Source organism: Collinsella sp. UBA1693, from assembly GCF_002320115.1.
Lineage (GTDB): Bacteria > Actinomycetota > Coriobacteriia > Coriobacteriales > Coriobacteriaceae > Collinsella > Collinsella tanakaei.
On sequence record NZ_DCJT01000007.1, the window covers coordinates 74,529 to 94,052 of the forward strand.

At 58.1% G+C, this 19,524-nt stretch carries 19 protein-coding genes; 18 read left to right on the forward strand and 1 reads right to left on the reverse strand.

Features of this window, described 5'->3' with window-relative positions; all coding sequences use genetic code 11:
• The first annotated feature begins 106 nt into the window (after positions 1-106).
• From lspA to B3H65_RS03890, 3 genes are all read left to right on the forward strand, one after another.
• Positions 107-685 (forward strand): signal peptidase II, encoded by a 579-nt coding sequence (gene lspA, locus B3H65_RS03880; RefSeq protein ID WP_286684199.1) that lies wholly within the window; start codon positions 107-109, stop codon positions 683-685.
• Positions 685-1,701 (forward strand): RluA family pseudouridine synthase, encoded by a 1,017-nt coding sequence (locus tag B3H65_RS03885; protein WP_270480168.1) that lies wholly within the window; start codon positions 685-687, stop codon positions 1,699-1,701. The genes lspA and B3H65_RS03885 overlap by 1 nt, the downstream gene beginning before the upstream one ends.
• Positions 1,702-1,808: 107 nt before the next feature.
• Positions 1,809-3,083 carry a glycosyltransferase family 2 protein gene (locus tag B3H65_RS03890; protein WP_286684200.1) on the forward strand — a complete coding sequence of 425 codons (1,275 nt, stop codon included), beginning with the start codon at positions 1,809-1,811 and terminating at the stop codon, positions 3,081-3,083.
• 502 nt (positions 3,084-3,585) lie between these two features.
• Here B3H65_RS03890 and B3H65_RS03895 read toward each other — a convergent pair.
• Complete coding sequence (locus B3H65_RS03895; protein ID WP_286684201.1) at positions 3,586-3,909, reverse strand: hypothetical protein; 324 nt, start codon at positions 3,907-3,909, stop codon at positions 3,586-3,588.
• A 119-nt stretch (positions 3,910-4,028) separates the two neighbouring features.
• Here B3H65_RS03895 and B3H65_RS03900 point away from each other — a divergent pair, with 119 nt between their 5' ends.
• From B3H65_RS03900 to efp, 15 genes are all read left to right on the forward strand, one after another.
• Positions 4,029-4,511, forward strand: coding sequence for a prepilin peptidase (locus tag B3H65_RS03900; protein WP_286684202.1), 483 nt, complete (start codon positions 4,029-4,031; stop codon positions 4,509-4,511).
• 62 nt (positions 4,512-4,573) lie between these two features.
• Positions 4,574-5,818, forward strand: coding sequence for a deoxyguanosinetriphosphate triphosphohydrolase family protein (locus tag B3H65_RS03905; protein ID WP_286684203.1), 1,245 nt, complete (start codon positions 4,574-4,576; stop codon positions 5,816-5,818).
• Between the two features lie 60 nt (positions 5,819-5,878).
• A complete protein-coding gene (locus tag B3H65_RS03910) occupies positions 5,879-7,207 on the forward strand; it encodes a replication-associated recombination protein A (RefSeq protein ID WP_286684204.1) in 1,329 nt (442 codons plus the stop codon).
• 163 nt (positions 7,208-7,370) lie between these two features.
• Complete coding sequence (locus B3H65_RS03915; RefSeq protein ID WP_286684205.1) at positions 7,371-7,952, forward strand: hypothetical protein; 582 nt, start codon at positions 7,371-7,373, stop codon at positions 7,950-7,952.
• Complete coding sequence (locus tag B3H65_RS03920) at positions 7,945-8,322, forward strand: ATP-binding protein (protein WP_009140519.1); 378 nt, start codon at positions 7,945-7,947, stop codon at positions 8,320-8,322. Before B3H65_RS03915 ends, B3H65_RS03920 begins: the two co-directional genes overlap by 8 nt.
• The gene (locus B3H65_RS03925; RefSeq protein ID WP_009140518.1) at positions 8,322-9,119 is read left to right on the forward strand and encodes an RNA polymerase sigma factor SigF; all 798 of its coding nucleotides are present in this window, start codon (positions 8,322-8,324) and stop codon (positions 9,117-9,119) included. The genes B3H65_RS03920 and B3H65_RS03925 overlap by 1 nt, the downstream gene beginning before the upstream one ends.
• Positions 9,120-9,146: 27 nt before the next feature.
• The gene (locus B3H65_RS03930) at positions 9,147-10,544 is read left to right on the forward strand and encodes an AI-2E family transporter (protein ID WP_286684206.1); all 1,398 of its coding nucleotides are present in this window, start codon (positions 9,147-9,149) and stop codon (positions 10,542-10,544) included.
• Positions 10,545-11,130: 586 nt separating this feature from the next.
• Positions 11,131-13,785: an alanine--tRNA ligase gene (gene alaS / locus B3H65_RS03935; RefSeq protein ID WP_286684207.1), complete on the forward strand. Its 2,655-nt coding sequence runs from the start codon at positions 11,131-11,133 to the stop codon at positions 13,783-13,785.
• Positions 13,786-13,790: 5 nt separating this feature from the next.
• On the forward strand, positions 13,791-14,219 hold the full coding sequence (ruvX, locus tag B3H65_RS03940; RefSeq protein ID WP_117679377.1) for a Holliday junction resolvase RuvX: 429 nt from the start codon (positions 13,791-13,793) through the stop codon (positions 14,217-14,219).
• Positions 14,212-15,486 (forward strand): endolytic transglycosylase MltG, encoded by a 1,275-nt coding sequence (mltG, locus tag B3H65_RS03945; RefSeq protein ID WP_286684208.1) that lies wholly within the window; start codon positions 14,212-14,214, stop codon positions 15,484-15,486. The genes ruvX and mltG overlap by 8 nt, the downstream gene beginning before the upstream one ends.
• Positions 15,483-16,001 carry a YqeG family HAD IIIA-type phosphatase gene (locus tag B3H65_RS03950; protein WP_009140513.1) on the forward strand — a complete coding sequence of 173 codons (519 nt, stop codon included), beginning with the start codon at positions 15,483-15,485 and terminating at the stop codon, positions 15,999-16,001. The genes mltG and B3H65_RS03950 overlap by 4 nt, the downstream gene beginning before the upstream one ends.
• Positions 15,998-16,531 carry a shikimate kinase gene (locus B3H65_RS03955; protein ID WP_117679379.1) on the forward strand — a complete coding sequence of 178 codons (534 nt, stop codon included), beginning with the start codon at positions 15,998-16,000 and terminating at the stop codon, positions 16,529-16,531. The genes B3H65_RS03950 and B3H65_RS03955 overlap by 4 nt, the downstream gene beginning before the upstream one ends.
• Positions 16,528-17,634, forward strand: a complete 1,107-nt coding sequence (locus B3H65_RS03960) for an iron-containing alcohol dehydrogenase (protein WP_286684209.1) — start codon at positions 16,528-16,530, stop codon at positions 17,632-17,634. Before B3H65_RS03955 ends, B3H65_RS03960 begins: the two co-directional genes overlap by 4 nt.
• A 72-nt stretch (positions 17,635-17,706) precedes the next feature.
• The gene (locus tag B3H65_RS03965; RefSeq protein WP_286684210.1) at positions 17,707-18,837 is read left to right on the forward strand and encodes a M24 family metallopeptidase; all 1,131 of its coding nucleotides are present in this window, start codon (positions 17,707-17,709) and stop codon (positions 18,835-18,837) included.
• A 111-nt stretch (positions 18,838-18,948) separates the two neighbouring features.
• Entirely contained in the window at positions 18,949-19,512 is a 564-nt protein-coding gene (gene efp, locus B3H65_RS03970) for an elongation factor P (protein ID WP_009140509.1), read from the forward strand.
• Positions 19,513-19,524: the final 12 nt, after the last annotated feature.

Below are 19,524 nucleotides of genomic sequence, written 5' to 3' on the forward strand. Positions count from 1 at the left end.
CGCGGCGTCTCCGTGCTCCTCTTCTGGGGTTTCGGGGGCGCCGCTTTTTGCACCGTTTTATTCGGGTACCCTATAGTCCAGTTCGCGGTTATAAGGAAAGAGGCAGATGGAATCTACCCGTTCTAACAATAGAGGCTTTTCTAGCAAAGGCGCGCTTGTTCCCTCCATGGTATGGCGCCTGCTTGTCTCCGGGGCCATGGCATTGGTGTTCCTGGTGGTTGATCAGGTTTCCAAGATGATTGTTCGCCGCGCCGTCATGACGGGCTTTTTCAGCGTGGAGGTCATTCCCGGTGTGCTCGGCCTGGAGTTTGTCGCCAACCGAGGCGCCGCTTTTGGCCTGGGCGAGGGCATGGGTTGGGTGTTCGTTCTGCTCGCCGTGGGCGTTACTGCTTTTGTTCTCGTTTACCTTCTTCGCGCGCCTGAGATCTCACGGCTCGAGGTGCTAGGTATGGGCATGGTTGTGGGCGGAGCCATCGGCAACGCAATGGACCGCTTGGTCTTTGGCTTTGTGACGGATTTCTTTGCGACCCGCTTTATCGATTTTCCCGTTTTCAATGTGGCGGATATCGGTATCACGTGCGGCGTGGCGATTGCGTTCATCGGCTTTATGTTCTTCTCGCCCGCCGCGCGCGAGCACAACGATAACAACATGCAGGCTGGTGCTGAAGACGGGAGTGATCGCTAATGGCAATGGATGCCCACTACCTTGTTGATGCTTCCGATGCAGGCTGTCGTCTGGATGCCTATCTGGGGTCACAAGACGGTATGCCCTCGCGCAGCGCGTGCGCGCGGCTGATTGAAGGCGGATCGGTGGCACTTAATGGTGAAACGGTCCTGTCTAAAAAAGAGTCTGTTCAGGCGGGTGACAGAATTTCCGTCGAACTTCCGGACGAGCCGGAGCCTGGAGTTGTTGCAGGCGAGCCCATTCCGTTGGATATCCGCTATGAGGACGATTATCTCATCGTCCTTTCAAAACAGCGCGGCCTGGTGTGCCATCCGGCTCACGGGCATGACTCGGGCACGCTCGCAAACGCTTTGGTCTACCACTGCGGCATCGAGCATTTGGGCACCTTGCAGGGCGAGGACCGTCCCGGCATAGTGCATAGGCTCGACCGCGACACGTCCGGTCTCATGCTTGCCGCCAAGGACGATGATACCCAGCGCGCCCTGCAGGACCTTATTCGCCTGCGTACGCTCGACCGCCGCTATATCGCTTTGTGCCATGGCTACATCGCGCATGATGCGGGCACCATCAATACCGGCATCGCGCGTTCAACGCGTGACCGCGTCAAGATGGCCGTGACGGACGACCCCTTTGCACGTCAGGCAATCACCACGTTCAAGGTACTCGAGCGCTTTGAGGCCACGCGCGGCAACGATGGCTACACCCTTGTTGAATGCCATCTCTATACGGGGCGTACGCACCAGATTCGCGTGCATATGCGTCATATCGCGCATCCGCTTGTGGGTGACCCGCTCTACGGAAAGGGCAACGACCGCGCCAACTACGGCCTGCAGCGCCAGTTCCTCCATTCCTGGCGCGTCAAGTTCGCCCATCCGGTTACGGGAGAAGAGATCGAGCGCTTCGATGAGCTTCCTTGGGATTTGGCGGCGGTCTTGGACGAGCTCGCTCCCACCAGCCTTGGGCGGACCGAGGCGGGTGAGCGTATAGTCCCCATGCTTGGCTTGCTTGAAGATTAATAATTTGCATCCTTTGCATGTTGGCTTGCTCTGCGAGCGCAGCTCACGCGGCCTTGCAGTACACTGAAATGAATGTATCGATTTACCTAGATGATCGGGAGAGACCTTTGGCGCCCATCGTTGTTTTCAATTTTGTGATCGGTGTCCTGTTCACCGTCTGCTTCCTCTACCAGGTCATCTATATGCTTGTCGGGCTGTTTCACGGCGAGGTCAAGGTGCCCAAGGCTGCAAAGCAGCATCGCTATGCGTTCTTTATCGCGGCCCACAATGAAGAGCCCGTGATCGCCAACCTAGTTCAATCGATCAAGGACCAGGATTACCCTGCAGAGCTGATTGATATCTTTGTGGTCGCTGACGCCTGCACGGATAACACCGCTCAGGCCGCGCGAGACGCCGGTGCCATTGTCTATGAGCGCAACGACCTCGCTCGAAAGGGAAAGAGCTGGGTTATGGATTATGGTTTTGACCGTATCTTGCGTGAATACCCCGGCAAGCACGAAGCGTTCTTCATCTTTGATGCGGATAACTTGTTGTCGCGCGACTACGTATCGATTATGAACGATGCGTTCGACCAGGGTTATCTCGCACTTACCAGCTACCGCAATTCCAAGAACTTTGGCAGCTCGTGGATTTCGTCCGCTTACGCGACCTGGTTTTTACGCGAGGCCCGTTATCTCAACAACGCCCGCATGATCTTGGGCACCTCATGCGCGGTATCCGGTTCCGGCTACCTTGTTTCTTCCAAGATTATCGAGGGAATGCACGGCTGGGACTTCCATACGCTTACCGAGGATATCCAGTTCTCTACGTTTTGCGCCGTGCACGGCGTTCGCATCGGCTATGCCCCCGCTGAATTCTATGATGAGCAACCGCTGACGCTTTCCGCTTCCTGGAAACAGCGCATGCGTTGGACTAAAGGCTTTTATCAGGTGTTCTTTACGTATGGCAGGCACCTGCTCAAAGCTATTAGCAAGTTCCGTCGCTTCGCGGCCTATGACCTGCTTATGACTATCGCCCCCGGCATGCTCTTGACGTTGATCTCCCTGCTTGCAAACGGCACCTTTATCATCGTCGGCATGATGTCGCATGGGTTCTTGGCTACAGATGCCGAGATTGAAATGTGCATAGGCTCGCTTTTGCTTACGCTTGGCTTTATGTACGTCACGTTTTTCGCCATGGGTCTGCTCACAACCATCACTGAGTTCAGGCATATCCATTGCCCTGCGAAATGGAGGATCGTGGCTAACTTGTTCACGTTCCCGCTCTTTATGTTTACGTATATTCCGTTGACGGTTGCAGCCTTGTTCCTCAAGGTCGACTGGGTTCCCACGCCGCATGATGTCTCCGTCACGCTTGATGAGGTCATCCAGGGGGCACGGTAACTCTGGTGTCGCAGAGGCGGTCGGCCTTGGTCGCGCTGCTTTGTCGCCAAAGCTGATGGTTTGCATACTGTGTTTTAATTAGCTGCGGATTCGTGGTGTGTTATACATCGATTATGCAAGGTGAAGAACCGTCCCCGTTCGCCATGGCAGCTTAGTGCCACGAAGTGGGTAAGGCTGGATTTCGTGCGAGCTTATTTCAACGGAACGGGCCCCTCGGTTGGGCTCATTTTGGTCTTTTCAGGCTTGGGTGTGCGCTGTCGAGAGGTTTTCGAGCGTACTTTCGGACATGTTCAGCAACTTGTTCTGCCATACTCAGGTAAATAGTTGCTTAAATAGCATCTGTAATGCATGGTGAACCATACTGCGGGGCTCGTTGAGCACCTGATTGGAGCTGCATAATCCTAAGATCCCCGCCTGGAGGGGTTCAGCTGCCATCGGAATCGGATACGCCTTCATTTTGGGCGTTTGCCTAGGCATCAAACCTCGCGGATCGGGCCATTCCTTACAAATTCATGGCGGTATCGCTCATGAAGCCATAGCCATCGTCGAAGTCGAAGTCATCCTCGTCCCATTGCGGACCCCATGCGTCATGGTCATCCTCTTCATAGAGGTAGCTGGGCACGTCCGTCGAGAAATAATAAGTCGAAAACGCGGTGTAGAGAAGCAGCGTGATCGCGAGCGCCAACAGGGTGATAAGGCCCAGCACGGAAGCCGTGAGGATGTAGGCGAAGCGTGAAGAATTGGTCTGGGGCAGGGTAGAAGCGCTGGCGCTTTCCACTGGACGCTGCGTTGTGATGGTTTGATTTGGGTGCTCGGTTGCGTTCACGGCGCTTTGCCCCTTTCGCGATGCTTGGTCTGAATGGATACTCGACTATTATAGGCACTCTTAATTTGGGTAACGATACATTTAAATTCGGCATGTGCGTGGCGAGAGGGGGGGGAGCCATGGAGGGCGCGCGCGGTATCGTTATCTTTGGTTTGGCGGGGGTGTTTGCGGCATCCATGGCCGCTGCAGTGGTGATTGATGCGCGCTCGTGTAGGCTCCCCAACAGTCTTGCCGCCTTCATGGCGCTTGTCGCCGTGGTCCTGGCGCGCTCGCTGTATCCTGCGCAGACTTTCTTCGCACACGTCTTTTGTGGCATCGTTCTTTTTAATGCGCTCATGTTGTTTGAATTCATTTGGCGACGGGTGTCTGGATGCTCGGGCTTGGGAATGGGAGACGTTAAGGCGTTGGCGATATTAGCGTTGATATCGCCAATGGCGGCTTTGATCTCGTTTTGCATCTCCATGGTGCTGCTGGCGGTCATCTGCCTGGCTCGAAGGCTGAAGTCACTGCCGTTGCTTCCCCTGCTTTTGCCCACGTTTGCCGTCGTTCTAGCTGTTTGCCCCTCCGTTTGGTCACGTTTGGATGGCAGCATGGTGTTTTAGGCCCCCGTTGTCCGCGCTTTGTGCGATTATGGGCAAAAGAGCTTACGAGAGGACTAAGGATCATGACTCTGGTAGACAACTCCCTGCGTGCCGGGCTTGATGGCATGCCCTCCTCCCTTTCCGACGCGCTAGTCCAACGCATGGTTGACGACCGCCGTCGCGGTTGGACCAACCCCTGCAAAACGCAAGACGCCGATGCCATAAGGCGCGTCGACCGCGTCCAGGACCACGGTAGCCTGTGGCGCCCCGCCTTTGTCCGAGATACCGAGAAGATCCTGCACCTGCCAGCCTATAACCGCTACGCCGGCAAAACGCAGGTGTTCAGCTTTAGGAGCAACGATGATCTCTCGCGTCGAGGCCTGCATGTCCAGCTGGTCGCGCGCATCGCAAGGGATATCGGCTACGCTCTGGGCCTCAACTGCGATCTTATCGAAGCGATAGGGTTGGGACACGATCTGGGGCACACCCCGTTTGGTCACGCTGGCGAGCGTTTCCTTAACGACGTGTATCGCGATCGAACCGGCAAGTGGTTTTTCCATAACGTTCATTCCGTTCGCGTGATGGATCGCCTGTATGGACGAAACCTCACGCTTCAGACGCTTGACGGCGCGCTATGCCACAACGGCGAGTACGAACAACGGGTTTTCGAGCTGTCGGGTCTTTCTTCTTTTGATGAGCTCGATCAAGCGGTCGAGAATTGTTGCGAGCTTGGTGGCGCCGCTATCGGCCATCTTCGTCCCATGACGCTCGAGGGGTGCGTGGTCCGCATCTCCGACATCATCGCTTACGTTGGGCGAGACCGGCAAGATGCTATCGAGGCGGGGCTTTTGGACGAGGACGCATTCGATGACGGCCTTGGTGGCAAATATAATTCCTGGATTTTGACGCATGCGTCAGTTGACATCATTGAGAACAGCTATGGCAAGGATCGCATCGAGATGAGCGAGGCGATGTTCAAGGAGATTCGCCGTGCAAAAGCTGAAAATTACAAGAAGATTTATCGCTCAAGCGGTATCGAGGGGGAGCGCGAGGAGGTGCTGGGTCGTGCGTTTGCGCTTATGTACGACTATTTCTTGCGCGATGTTTTGGACGAGGATCGCACGAGCTTCATCTTCCGTCACCATATCGACCGCATCGAGCGCACGCTCGCCCATTACGGTAAAACCTATCGGTGGCGAGAGGATCCCCATCAAACCGTGGTGGACTACATCGCAAGCATGACTGACGGCTATTTTGCCGAGCTCGCATCCAAACTCTTCCCTGATTTAAAGTTCCCTCGCAGGACGTACATCAACGAAGTCTGCTAGGGTGTAGTGTCTCTTGTTGGGGGCGTATGTTCGATCACCCCTTTGTGAAGAATGGTTTGCATGGATACTTTGTTTTCTGAACATGAGCGCGCCACCCAGCTGCGCAACGCGCCACTCGCCGTACGCATGAGGCCCACCAGCCTTGATGATTACGTCGGTCAGGAGAAGGCCGTCGGCCCGGGGTCGTGGCTGCGCTCCGCCATCGAGCACGACGTTATGTCGAGCGTGATCTTGTACGGTCCGGCGGGTACGGGCAAGACCACGCTCGCCCATATCATAGCCGCGCATACGCGCAGCGAGTTTGTCGAGGTATCTGCCGTGACCGGTACGGTAAAGGACCTGCGCCGCGAGATCGATGAGGCTAAGCGACGCCTGATGTCCTTTGACCGCCGTACCATATTGTTTATCGACGAGATCCACCGTTTTTCGCGCTCTCAGCAAGATGCCCTGCTCCACGCGGTGGAGAACCGCACGGTCGTCATGATCGGAGCTACCACGGAGAATCCGTACTTTGAGGTGAATTCTGCTCTGCTGTCGCGTAGTCGCGTGGTGGAGCTAGAGCATCTGCGCAACGATGACGTCGAGAAGCTCATCCGGCGCGCGTTGCAAGATCCGCGGGGGCTTGCGGGCCGGTTCACCATGGACGACGAGGTGGTGAACGCCGTCTGCATGCTGGCGGCGGGGGATGCTCGAAGTGCGCTGACCACGTTGGAGCTTGCCAGCGAGATTGCGATTACCGGGGGAGACGGCGATGGCGGCGCCATTACGCTAGAGGATGTCCGTGTCGCCAATCCCCGCCGAGGTTTGTCCTATGACAAGTCCGGGGATATGCATTACGACATTATCTCCGCCTTTATCAAGTCGATGCGCGGTAGCGATCCGGACGCCGCCGTATACTGGCTAGCTCGCATGATCGATGCGGGTGAGGATCCCAAGTTCATCGCCCGTCGCATCCTTATCGCCGCTTCCGAGGACATAGGCAACGCTGATCCCCAGGCTATTCTGGTGGCCGAAGCTGCCTTTAAGTCCGCCGAGGTCATTGGGTATCCGGAGTGCAGGATCAATTTGGCGCAAGCCGCTATTTATAACGCGCTCGCGCCCAAGTCGAATGCGTGCGAAGCCGCGATAGATGCCGCGCTGGCGGATGTGCGCTCGAGCGGTCAGCGCGAGGTTCCGGTGCATCTGCGCGACCGGCATCGTCCCGGTTCCGATGAATACGGTCCTTACCTGTATCCCCATGACTATCCAGAAGGATGGGTGGAACAGCGCTACCTTCCAGAGGGGCTCGAACGCGGGGCGTTTTGGAAGCCCGCCGGCAGGGGCTGGGAAGAATGGCGGGTGGAGCAGTCTGCCCGCGACCGTAGCGGACGCGCGCCGAAAGTCGACTAAGGACTGTTCTCCGCCGCCCGCGTTGCCGGGATCGCGGTCTTGGTCCTTCCCGTGGAGCTGGTATTGGGGTTAGGTTAGCCTGCCCTTGCATGGGGTACCATACACAGCGTATGTCGCTTGGCGGTATGCACCTGAGTATCAACCGTAACTACTTGGAGGCAACATGGAGCCTATCCAAATCGTCCTGATTGTACTTGTCGCCGCAGGTATCTGGGCCGTGGTCGAACTCGCACTGACCATTCGCCGCGCCCGCACCACCGTCGACACTCTCGACAAGACCATGAACGAGGTTAACGAGGCCATTGGCGAGGCACGCCCCGTCATCGCCAAGCTTGACGGCGTCGTCGATGATTTGCAGCCCGCGTTGTCCCAGGTGGAGCCTTTGCTCAAGCAGGGGAGCGTCGCTATCGAAGCGCTGTCTGCGGACTTGATTGAGATTAACGGCGTGCTTCGCGATGTCTCGCAGGTAACCTGTACGGTTTCTACTGCGTCGGACGCCGTCTCCGGGATCGCCGACGCCGCGACCGAGAAGGTCCAGCGGCTTCTGGGCAAGAAGCATCGCACGGCCTCTGCCAAGCGCGCGCTTTCTGAGTCTGCAGAACCTAAGGACGCCGACGCTTCCGATGCGCTCGCCGCAGAGGATGCGGACACTCGCGCGGATGCCGAGCCCGCTCCTATCGAGGCTCCCGCTAACCGTTACTTCACCTATTCCGATGGCACCGCCGGGGAGGACTCCAATGACTAATTCGTGTCCAGTATGCTTGACCGTTCAGGCCGACCCCTCTTTTGCACGCCTGGTGCGTATGACCGCCTCTAACGTCGCTATGCTCTCGTCCATGTCCGTGGACCGCATCGAGGACATTCGCATGGCTGCCGAGGAAGCGTTCATCTACGCCTGCTCCACCGAGCCCGGTGCGGACCTTTCGATTTCCTTTGATGTTGATTCCGAACACGTGGGCATGACCTTTGAGCTTGGCGACGTTGCGTTTGCAGAGCCCTCTGAAGAGGATCCCACGTCAGCGTACGTCGACCTGATCCTTGGTGCCGTTTGCGACTCCTATGAGAAGCGGGAGGACCCCGCAACTCTAGTGCTTATGCTGAAGGCTGATGTGTAATGGCAGATACCCAACGCGCAACAAAGTCTGGAAAGGCGGCGTGGGACAAGGAAAAGACCCACGAGCTCTTCCGACGCTATAAAGAGGAGGGCGATGTCGAGGCACGCGAAAAGCTCGTGATGTCCCACATGAACCTCGTCCGCTTCCTTGCAAACAAGTTTAAGAACCGCGGCGAGCCGCTCGACGACCTTATCCAGGTGGGTTATCTTGGCCTGCTCAAGGCGATCGACCGTTTTGATCCTAGCCGTGGCCTTGAATTCACCACGTACGCAACGCCCACCATCATGGGCGAGATCAAGCGACATTTTCGCGATAAGGGTTGGAGCGTTCGAGTCCCCAGGCGCCTTCAAGAGCTTTCCGCAAAGGTAAACCAGGCTACGGACGTGCTTACAACCGAGCTTCAGCGATCGCCCAAGATCGAGGAGATCGCCGAGTATCTGGATGCGTCCGTGGACGAGGTTCTCGAGGCGATGGAGTCTTCCTCTGCCTATAGCTCCGTACCGCTCGAGGGCACCGGCAACAACGATAACGACGACGCGCCCAGCGTTCTCGATCGCTATGCTACCGAGGATTCCGCTCTGAACTTTACTGATGACCGCTTGATTATCGAGGAAGCTCTCAAGGGGTTCTCCCCGCGCGAGCGCGAGGTCATCGACCTGAGGTTCTTGCAGGGAATGACGCAGATAGAGATCGCCGAGCAGCTTGGTATCTCCCAAGTCCAGGTGTCTCGCCTGTTGCGCCGTACTCTCAAGAAGATTCAAGATAAGATCGACCCCGAAGGGGTTATGAGCAAGTAGCGCGGTTGTTCGCGCGTTTGGAGATACATGGTTCGCACACCGTCGCGCGATGACCGCGACCGCTCTCTCAAGTCCGCATTTCTCAACGTGTGGACCGTCATCGGCTGCGTCATCATCTTCCTTATCGTATTGAACTTGTTGGGCTTGCTGAGCGGTACGCTTTTGTTCCTGGCAGTCGGGTGCATCTCGGCGTTCATCGCCTCGCCCCTGGTCAACTGGCTCGAGCGACATCGCGTGCCCCGCGGCGCCGGCGCCCTGTTGGGCATCCTGGTCGTTATCGTGGCGGTCCTGTTGCTGTTCGTCATCGTTATCCCGTTGATGGCGAGCCAGCTTCTTGAGCTGCTCAGCCATTCGTCCTCCTGGCTATCCGCCTTGGGGCGATGGTTTGTCGACCTGGAGCAGCAATATGCCGTTTTCGAGCACTTCTTTGACACCGTCAAGCTCGATTCGCTCATGAGCTCTTTGGGCGACTTGTTCAACCGGCTCGCCTCCGGTCTGCTCGCATCTATCAAAGATGGAATCGTCCCCATTGTGAACAATATCGCTTCCACTACGTTTACCGTGTTTTTGGGTCTGGTGCTGGCGTACTGGCTGGCGCTCGATTACCCCAAGATCAACGAGGAGATCTGCGGTCTTCTGGGCGAGGATCGCGCGCTTGATTACCGTCTTATGGTGGCCGTGGTATCCAGCTCCGTGGGCGGCTACCTGCGTTCCACGCTCATCAACTCCCTTATTCAGGGCTTCTTGGCGTTTCTCGGCTTCGCCCTTGTGGGCCATCCGTATGCTGCGGCGATGGGCGTTCTTTCCGGCGTGCTCAATATCATCCCGGTGGTCGGCCCCAGCATCTCCGCTATCATCGCGTCGCTCATCGCGTTGTTCTATAGCCCTATGATGGCGGTATGGACCATGGTTATGGCCATGCTGTCCCAAAACGTCACGGACAACGTTATCGCGCCCAAGATCAATCAGTCCACTATGCAGGTTCATCCCGTGCTGTCGCTGACCGCGTTGGTCATTGGCTCCACTCTTGGCGGCACGGTTGGCATGATCATCGCGCTGCCCATAGCCGCCGTTCTGAAGAGCCTGTTTATCTTCTATTACGAGAGCCGCACCAACCGCCAACTTGTGTCCTATGCGGGCGCGCTGTTTCGCGGAACCCCCTTCCTGGATGAGAAGGGCGATCCCGTGCCCGCTTTCGACGCGCTGGGTAACGATACCTTTGTCGCTGACTCACAGATCATCGATGACGAATCGGTGCCCAAGGCGGAGGCGGTGCCCAAGCCCCATCTTGATAACCCTTGGTCTACCTTAAATATGTTTGAGAACATGGGTGCCACCGGCGTTTTCAAGAACCCCTTTGCATCTATGGATGAGAAGTCCAGGAAGCATAGCGATGCCGCCGCGGACGAGGATGACGGTAAGTAGACCGCCCTTCCCTTCCCAGCGCCCTTTCGTATTTTAGTTCCCTCTCAAAATGGGCCCCTCATCGATTTCATGCGGGCTACTGCTGAAAACGCGGTCCAGTTGGACTTGGCGCTCAGCTGAAAACAGGCTCCAGTTTACCTCTAACGCTAAAAACGGCCTCCGGTTGGAGTTGGCGCCACCGGAGGCCGGATACGCTAGCTCCTTATCCAGCGCTTTTTCTCGCGGCCTTTCGGAACCCTCCGGGCTCAAGTTCAACTGGACCGCGTTTTTAGCGTCTCCAAGTCCAACTGGATCCAAAAAGTAGATGGCGGGTGCAAACGGAGGCTGTTTTCAGCAGAGACCCCAAGTCCAACCGGAGGCCAAAAACAGCGCGTAGTCAATTCGTGCGGTTTGGTGTCCACCTTCTCCATATTCCATATGATTGGTGCCTTGGTGCGCAACGTGTTGAGCGCGCGGACGGTATTGTTGCCGCCCGCGCGCTTGTTGTTATTCTCTGACTAGCTCGATTGCCTTGTGACGCGCAGCGTAACTATAGGTATACTTATCTAGTTTGAGAAATACTGCACTACCACAGGAGACGCATCTCATGACTGCTGATTATCCGACTATGACAACCGCCGAGATCCGCTCGGCGTACCTTTCCTTCTTTGAGGAGCGCGGCAACAAGCTGTACCCCAGCTCCTCGCTGGTCCCCGATGATCCCTCCCTGCTGCTCGCCAATGCTGGCATGAATCAGTTTAAGGAGTACTACCAGGGCAAGAAGACCATGAAGGAGATCGGTGCCTGCTCGTGCCAGAAGTGCGTGCGCACCAACGATATCGACATCATCGGCGCCGACGGCCGCCATGCTTCCTTCTTCGAGATGCTCGGCAACTTCGCCTTCGGCGGCGTCACCAAGCAGCAGGCATGCGCATGGGCCTACGAGCTCATCACCGAGGTCTTTAAGCTTCCCAAGGAGCGCCTGCACTTCACCGTCTTCACGGATGATGATGAGACTTATGACGTGTGGCGCGAGCTTGGCGTTCCCGCCGACCACATCACGCGTCTGGGCGAGGACGACAACTTCTGGGCAGCCGGACCCACCGGCCCGTGCGGCCCGTGCTCCGAGATCTATTTCGATCTGGGTGAAGAGGTTGGCTGCGGTCGCCCGGATTGCGCCCCCGGCTGCGATTGCGACCGTTTCCTCGAGTTCTGGAACCTGGTCTTTACCCAGTTCGACCGCCAGGAGGACGGCTCCATGCCCGAGCTGCCCCATCGCAATCTGGATACCGGCATGGGCCTGGAGCGCATGGCTGCCATCATGCAGCATAAGAGCTCCTTCTTCGATGGCGACGTTATGCAGAGCCTCATCAAGCTGGGTGAAGACATCTCTGGCAAGACCTACGTGGACAACGACTATACCGGGGCTTCCCGCTCCTTGCGCATCATCGCCGACCACGCTCGTTCGGTCGACTTCTTGATCTCCGACGGAGTGCTTCCCGGTAACGAGGGTCGCGGCTACGTCCTGCGCCGCCTGCTCCGCCGCGCCGTCTTCCATGGTCGCCTGCTGGGTATCGAGGACGCGTTCCTGGGTCGCTTCATCGATGCCGTCAACGATGTTATGGGAGAGGCATATCCCAACCTTATCGAGAACGCCGACCTGGTCAAGGGTATTGTGAACGCGGAGGAGGAGCGTTTCTCCACCACGCTCAACAACGGTCGCGTTTACCTTGACGAGCAGCTTGCTGCCCTGAGTGAGGGAGGCGTGCTTCCCGGCAAGGCCGCGTTCATGCTCCATGACACCTTTGGTTTCCCCATCGACCTCACCGTCGAGATTGCGGAAGGCTCCGGCCATGCCGTAGACATCGAGGGCTTCAATGCCGAGATGGCCGAGCAGAAGGCCCGTGCCCGCGCCGCCGCCAAGGGCGATGCCTGGGGTTCTTTCAACGACGTGTGGACCGAGCTCTCTGACGAGCTTCCTGCTACCGAGTTCGTTGGCTATGACAACGAGAGCATCGAGGGCGCTCGCGTTCTCGCCATCGTGGTTGATGGCGAGCGCGTCTCCCAGGCTTCCAACGCGGAGAAGGTTCAGGTTGTTCTCGACCGCACCCCGTTCTACGCCGAGATGGGCGGCCAGATGGGCGATCGCGGCCTCATCGACACCGATAAGGCACAGCTGTTTGTAAACGCCACCGTCTCCAAGGGTGGCCTGTACGTGCACGAGGGCACCCTCAACGGCTTGCTCTCCGAGGGCGATGTTGTCTTTGCGGGCTACGATCTTGAGTGGCGCTCCCTGCTGCGTCGCAACCACACCGCGACCCATCTGCTCGATGCTGCCCTGAAGAGTGTTCTGGGTGATCACGTCAACCAGGCAGGCTCCTTGGTTGCCCATGATTACCTGCGTTTTGACTTCACCCACTTCGAGGCCCTGAGTTCCGAGCAGATCTCTCAGATCGAGAGCCTGGTCAACGCTCAGATCTTCGCCGCCAAACCGGTCGTCACCCGCGTGATGGGCATCGAGGATGCTAAGGCCTCCGGCGCCGTCGCGCTGTTTGGTGAGAAGTACGGTGACGTGGTTCGCGTTGTGTCCGTGGGTGAAGAGGACCAGCCGTTCTCCCGCGAGCTCTGTGGAGGCACCCACGTTTCCAATACCGCCGAGATTGGCCTGTTCAAGATCGTTTCCGAGTCCTCGACCGGTTCGAACATCCGCCGTATCGAAGCCGTGACCAGTACCGGTGCCATTGAGTGGCTCGAGGGTCGCGCTCAGATCGCTCTCGATGCGTCCGCTGCGCTCAAGTGCCGCCTCGAAGAGGTTCCCGCCCGCATCGCCAACCTTCAGTCCGAGCTTCGCGAGGCGAACCAGAAGCTGAAGGCCGCGCTCACCGGCGGTTCTTCCGATGCCATCTCCAGCGCTATCGAAAACGCTGTCGATTGCGGTTCCTACAAGCTCGTGATCGCTCAGCTCGAGGGCCTTGAGGCTGCCGACCTACGAAACGTATGGGATACCGTTCGCCAGAAGGGCGGATCCGCTGTTGCTTGCGTCATTGCGACCGTGACCTCTAAGGGTCAGCCTGCCCTTCTTGCCGCGGCTACCGATGAAGCTGTCGCGGCGGGCTTCAAGTCCGGTGACGTCATCAAGAAGATCGCCCCCATGGTTGGCGGCGGCGGTGGCGGCCGTCCGCAGATGGCTCAGGCAGGCGGTAAGGACGCCTCCGGTATCCCGGCCGCGCTCGAGGCCGCTCGCGAAATGGCTACCGCGTAACGAATATGGTTGTACTCGCGCTTGATATCGGCGAGACCAGGATCGGCATCGCCGCTTCCGACCGCTCCGGTCGCGTGGCGATGCCCGTTAAGGTCATGAATGCGGACGAGGTCATCAACCTCGCCCGTCCCTTCCGCATGCTCCTTGAAGATTACGAGCCCGAGCTTTTGGTCTGCGGACTCCCTCAAACCATGGCGGGAGAGGAGGGTCCTCAGGCTGAGCGCATCAAGGGCGTTGCTCAAAAGCTTTCCGATGCCACTGGACTGCCCGTAGCATTTGCGGACGAGCGTTTAAGCTCGCGTGAGGCGAAGAGGATCTTGCGCGAGGAGGGTCTCAGCGAGCGGCAGATGCGCGGCAAAGTCGACATGATCGCCGCATCCCTGTTCCTTCAGGCTTGGCTTGATGGACACGATAGAAAGGAATCTCGTGGCTAACGACCGACGCGACATCCGAGGCGCTAACGGCGCCCAGCCTTCATCGCGCCCCGCGGGAAAGCGCTTTAAATCCGGGGCCCCCGTGGCATCTGGAGTCCAGCGTTCCGCTTCGTCCTCGCAGGCCCGTCGGTCAGCCGTGCGCCCCCAGCCCGTTCGTCCCGCTAGAAATGATTCCGGTCGAGGCGCGGCTCGCCCCTCGCGATCTCCGTACAACTCGCCCCGACGCGGACCCTCGCCGCTTATCGTCGTTATCGCGATCGTTGCCGTTGTCGCCGCCGTTGCCGGCGTGCTTCTGTTCGTGGTTCCCGCGGTATCCAACTTCATCTCGCCCTCTACCTCGTCTGTTCCTGCTGGACAGGAGGTGCAGGTGACCATCCCCGAGGGTGCTTCCGGCGATGTGATAGCCAGTCGCTTGTCCGAGGCCCATATCATCGATGATCCCAAGAGGTACTACGCTGCCGTCGAGAAGCTCGACGCCGCCATGTCGCTCAAGCCCGGTGACTACGTTCTCTACACGGGTATGGATCCGGAGGACGTTGTTCGCCAGCTTGTAGAGGGGCCCAATGTCGAGGGCGTGAAGCTCGTCATCCAGGAGGGCCTCACGGTTCAGCAGACCGCTGCCAACGTCGAGGCCGCCTACGGTATTTCCGTGGACGAGTTCCTCGCCCAGGCGAAGGCGTCGAATTACGTTGCAGACTATCCGTTCCTTGAGGGCACCTACGACGACTCGCTAGAGGGATACCTCTATCCCAAGACGTACTCGCTGGGAGACGACCCCACTGCCGATGATGTTATCCGCGCCCTCCTGAATCAATTTGTTGCCGAAACCGCCGATATCGATTATTCGGCGACCTACAACGGCCTTACGTTCCAGCAGATCATGTGCATGGCCTCCTTGATCGAGCGCGAGACCGCCGTGGAAGACGAGCGCCCCCTTGTGGCGAGCGTTATCTACAATCGCCTTGATGCCGACATGCCTTTGCAGATCGATGCCGCCATCGTCTACGCCCGCGGCGGCGGCAGCCAGGGCGTGACCTACTCCGACCTCGAGATCGATTCGACCTACAACGTGTATAAGAACAAGGGCCTTACCCCTGGTCCCATCTGCTCGCCCAGCATCTCGTCCATCAAGGCCGCGATCGAACCCGCGGATACCGATTACCTGTATTATGTGGCTTCTTCTGCTATGGATGGCACGCATAAGTTCAGCAGCGATTACGACCAGTTCCTCAAGGACCGTGAGGAGTACTCGGGGTCCGCGTCATGACGTTCCTCGCCCCTAAGCGATACGTGGCCTCGGTCGATTGCATTGATTTGGACGAGCTCTATCGATCCGGTAAGCGCGCGTTGCTGGTGGATCGAGACAACACGCTCGTTCCCCGCGACGCCGCCTGCGCCCCTCCCGAGGCTCGCGATTGGCTTGACCGGGCGCGCCGACTTGGTTTTCGCGTCTGTCTTGTGTCTAACAACTGGTACCGCAGCCAGGTTGAGGCTTCTGCCCGCGAGCTTGGTATAGACCATGTTATCTGGTGCGCTATGAAGCCGGCGCCCTTTGCTTTGTGGGCGGGGCTGCATAAGCTCTCGGCAACGCGCTCGGAGTCCCTTCTTGTGGGCGATCAGCTCTATACGGATGTGTTCGCTTCGCGCTTGGCGGGCATTGATTCCATTTTGGTGAAACCGCAGACGCATGTTGATATGTGGTACACCTACGCGTTCCGCTTTTTCGAGCGTCGTGCGCTTCGCGACCTTCCATGCGAGGAAGGGGGCGATGGCCTACGATGACCAAGGTTGAGAAACGAGGGTGCGACCACGTCTTCTTTATCGGTTTTCTGGGCGCTGGCAAGTCGACTCTTGCCCGCAACCTCGGCGGCATGTTCAATCGTAGGTTCGTCGATACTGATCGCATGGTCGAGCGCAAGATGCGCATGAGCGTCACCAAGATCTTCGAGACGCTTGGCGAGAAGGAGTTCCGCGCGCTGGAAACTCAAGCGCTCCAATCGCTCTCGCGCGACAAGAGCCTTTTGGTATCCTGCGGCGGCGGGGTCATAGAGACTCCCGACAATATCGAGATCATGCACCGCCTTGGATATTGCGTGTACCTTGATGGCGACATCGATGATTCCCTGCGGCAGATCCGCCGTAGTGACACCAGGCCGGATTTTCGCTCTGCCGAGCATGCGACAGCGCTTCTCGAGCACCGTCGTCCCCTTTATAAGCAGGCGGCCGATTTCACCGTCGATATCCGCGGCAGGTCTTTTACCGATGTATCCTATTCCGTAGCCGAGCTTCTTTTGGAGTGTGGTCTTCTATGATTCGTCGTCAGCTTATCAACTTCGGTTCGCGCAGCACCGACTTCCGCGTTGGCGAAGGCGTTGTCGAGCAGCTTGGTAAGATGGTAAAATGCCTGGTCGCTACCCCCAAGCGTGCCGTTATCGTTACAGAATCCTCCCTTGCGGAGAGCTACGGTCTAGAGGTCTCGCGCGCCTTGATCGATGCCGGTTTCACGGTGAGCGACCTGTCGCTTCCAACAGGGGAGAACGTGGCGACGATGGCCTATGCCGTCCAGCTATTCGATGCTCTCGACTCTTGCGACATCACGCGCGACGACGTAATCGTTGGCCTTGGCGGCATGGGCGTGTGCTCGCTGGTTAGCTTTTGCGCCCATGCTTGGTGCGGGGAGACTCCGTTCGCCCTGGTGCCCACCACGCTCGATGCGATGACCTCGTGTGCTACAAGTATGCGACCGCTGGATACCCGTTCCTCGTCTCAAATGATATCCGTCGAGCCGCGTGCCGCTTTGGTCGCTTGCGACCTCGACTTGGTGCCCCTGTGTCCGCATGACGAGCGCATGAGCGGCTACGTGATGCTTTGCGCCTCGGCCTTTATCGACAGCAGGCGTCAGTGGGACCGTTTTGGGGAGCTGGTCGAGGGCGTCCTCGATAACGCCGAAGTTCCCATGGTAGATGCTCTCTGCATGGCTCAGACCGCCCGATCCTCCGTAATCAAGGCGGCCAATCCCTCAGCTCGCAACGCTTTGGAGTTCGGCGTCACCACCGCCGGCGCCCTTCGGTCGTGCCTCGGAGATTCGATTCCCGCCTATCAACTCCTCGCCGAGGGCATGCGCTTTGAAGCCAGGCTTGCGGTCGATGCGTTTGGCTTTGATTTCGACGATGTCTTTTCGCTGGATGACAGGCTCGATGACCTTGGGGTGGAGGAGCTTCCCTTCGAGCTTGAGTTCGATAGGTTCTTGACCGCCCTCAAGGAGACCCGCTTCAAGCGTTCGAACCGCTTCATGTTCTCGTTGCCCCGCCACGTTGGCACCGTTCGCTATGCCACGGTGGAGGACGATGTGCTCGAGCGACATGCTCGCGCCTACCTCGCTTCGCGCGCGGAGCTTATGGACGAGCCCGCGTAAGGACTACTCTAGCCTGCCGCGGTAGGGTTACTATCGTTATCGGTACGCACACGCATAGGAAGGACTACTTACATGTCTACAGAGATTTCTGGACCCGCAGCGCGCATCGCCCGCGTTCGCGAGATGATGGCTCAGCGCGGATATGATGCCGTGGTTGTTCGCGATGAGGCCAATCTGCGCTGGCTCACCGGCGCTATGGGCGTATTTGATTACACCTTCGAGTTCCCGCACGTTGCCTTTATCTCGCGCGACCGTTGCTTTCTGCACACGGATTCTCGTTATTTCAACTCTTTTGAGGAGAACCTTCCTGCGGGCAATCCCTGGGAGCTCGATATGGACCAGATCGCTATGCCTCGCTGGGTGGCCGATCGCGCCCTTGAGACTAAAAGCTCTGTCATCGCAGTCGAGGACGACATGCAGATCTCTTTCTACTTTGGTATCCAACGAGGTCTAGAGGACGTCTCTATCTGCGCCAGCTTGCCCCAGATGCACGGCGATATCCAGCGCATGCGCGCGGTCAAGGACGCCGAAGAGATTGAGTTGATGCGTCACGCCCAGTCGATTACCGACGCCGCCTTTGCCCACATGTGCGAGTTTATCCGTCCCGGCCTTACCGAGAAGCAGATTCGCACCGAGCTCGAGACGTTCATGTTCAACAACGGAGCGGACTCCCTTGCGTTTTCATCCATTGTGGCCTCTGGTCCCAACACGGCCAATCCTCACGCTATCCCAAGCGACCGCATGGTCGAGAAGGGCGACTTCGTCCTTATGGATTATGGCGCGGGGTACCGCGACTATCGCAGCGATATGACCCGCACCGTCTGCGTCGGCCAGCCGTCTGAAAAGCAGCTCGAGCTCTACGCCCTGGTCCGTCGCACCCATGAGGAGTGCGCGGCGGCCATCCACGCGGGCGCCGATGGCCATGAGATCCACATGCTCTCGAAGAAGATCATCGGCGATGCGGGCTATGGCGACTATTATGGCCACGGCTTGGGGCATGGTGTGGGCATCGATATTCATGAGCTACCCAACCTTGGTCGCACCAGCAACGTGCTCGAGGAAGGCTCTGTGGTCACCGTTGAGCCCGGTGTCTACCTTCCCGGCGTTGGCGGCGTGCGCCTAGAGGACTACGGTATCGTGACCAAGGATGGCTTCGAGCCCTTCACCAAGTCCAGCCACGATCTGGTAGTCATCGACTGCTAAGTAGGTTTTCTGTAGCGCTCATAGCGTTATGGGTCGAAAGAGTATAATTAACTATCTGTATATGTATGTTTGGGTGGCGTCTATTTGACGTCGCATGAGGAAAGGTTTTCAATGGCAACCATCTCCACCGCTGACTTCAAGAACGGCATCGGCCTGCGCATTAAGGACAAGGTCTGCACTCTCGTCGAGTTCCAGCACGTCAAGCCCGGCAAGGGCGGCGCTTTTGTCCGCTACAAGACCAAGGACATCAAGACCGGTCGCGTAGTCGAGCAGACTTGCAACGCCGGCTCCAAGTTCGAGAGCGTCCAGCTGTTCACCAAGGAGATGCAGTATCTCTACAACGACGGCGCCGACTACATCTTCATGGACAATGAGACCTACGAGCAGGTTTCCGTTCCTGCCGACTTTGTGGGTGACAACTCCAAGTGGCTTCGCGAGAACGATACCTGCCAGCTGCTCTACGCCGAGGAGGAGCTCATGGGCGTAAACCCGCCGATGTTCATCATCGCCGAGGTCACCGAGACCGTTCCGGGCGCTAAGGGCGATACCGTCCAGGGTGCCTACAAGCCCGCGACCATCGATACCGGTGCCGTTGTCCAGGTCCCTATGTACCTCAACGAGGGCGAGAGCATCAAGATCGATACCCGCACCGGCGAGTTCGTTTCCCGCGCTTAGCCCCAAACCGTT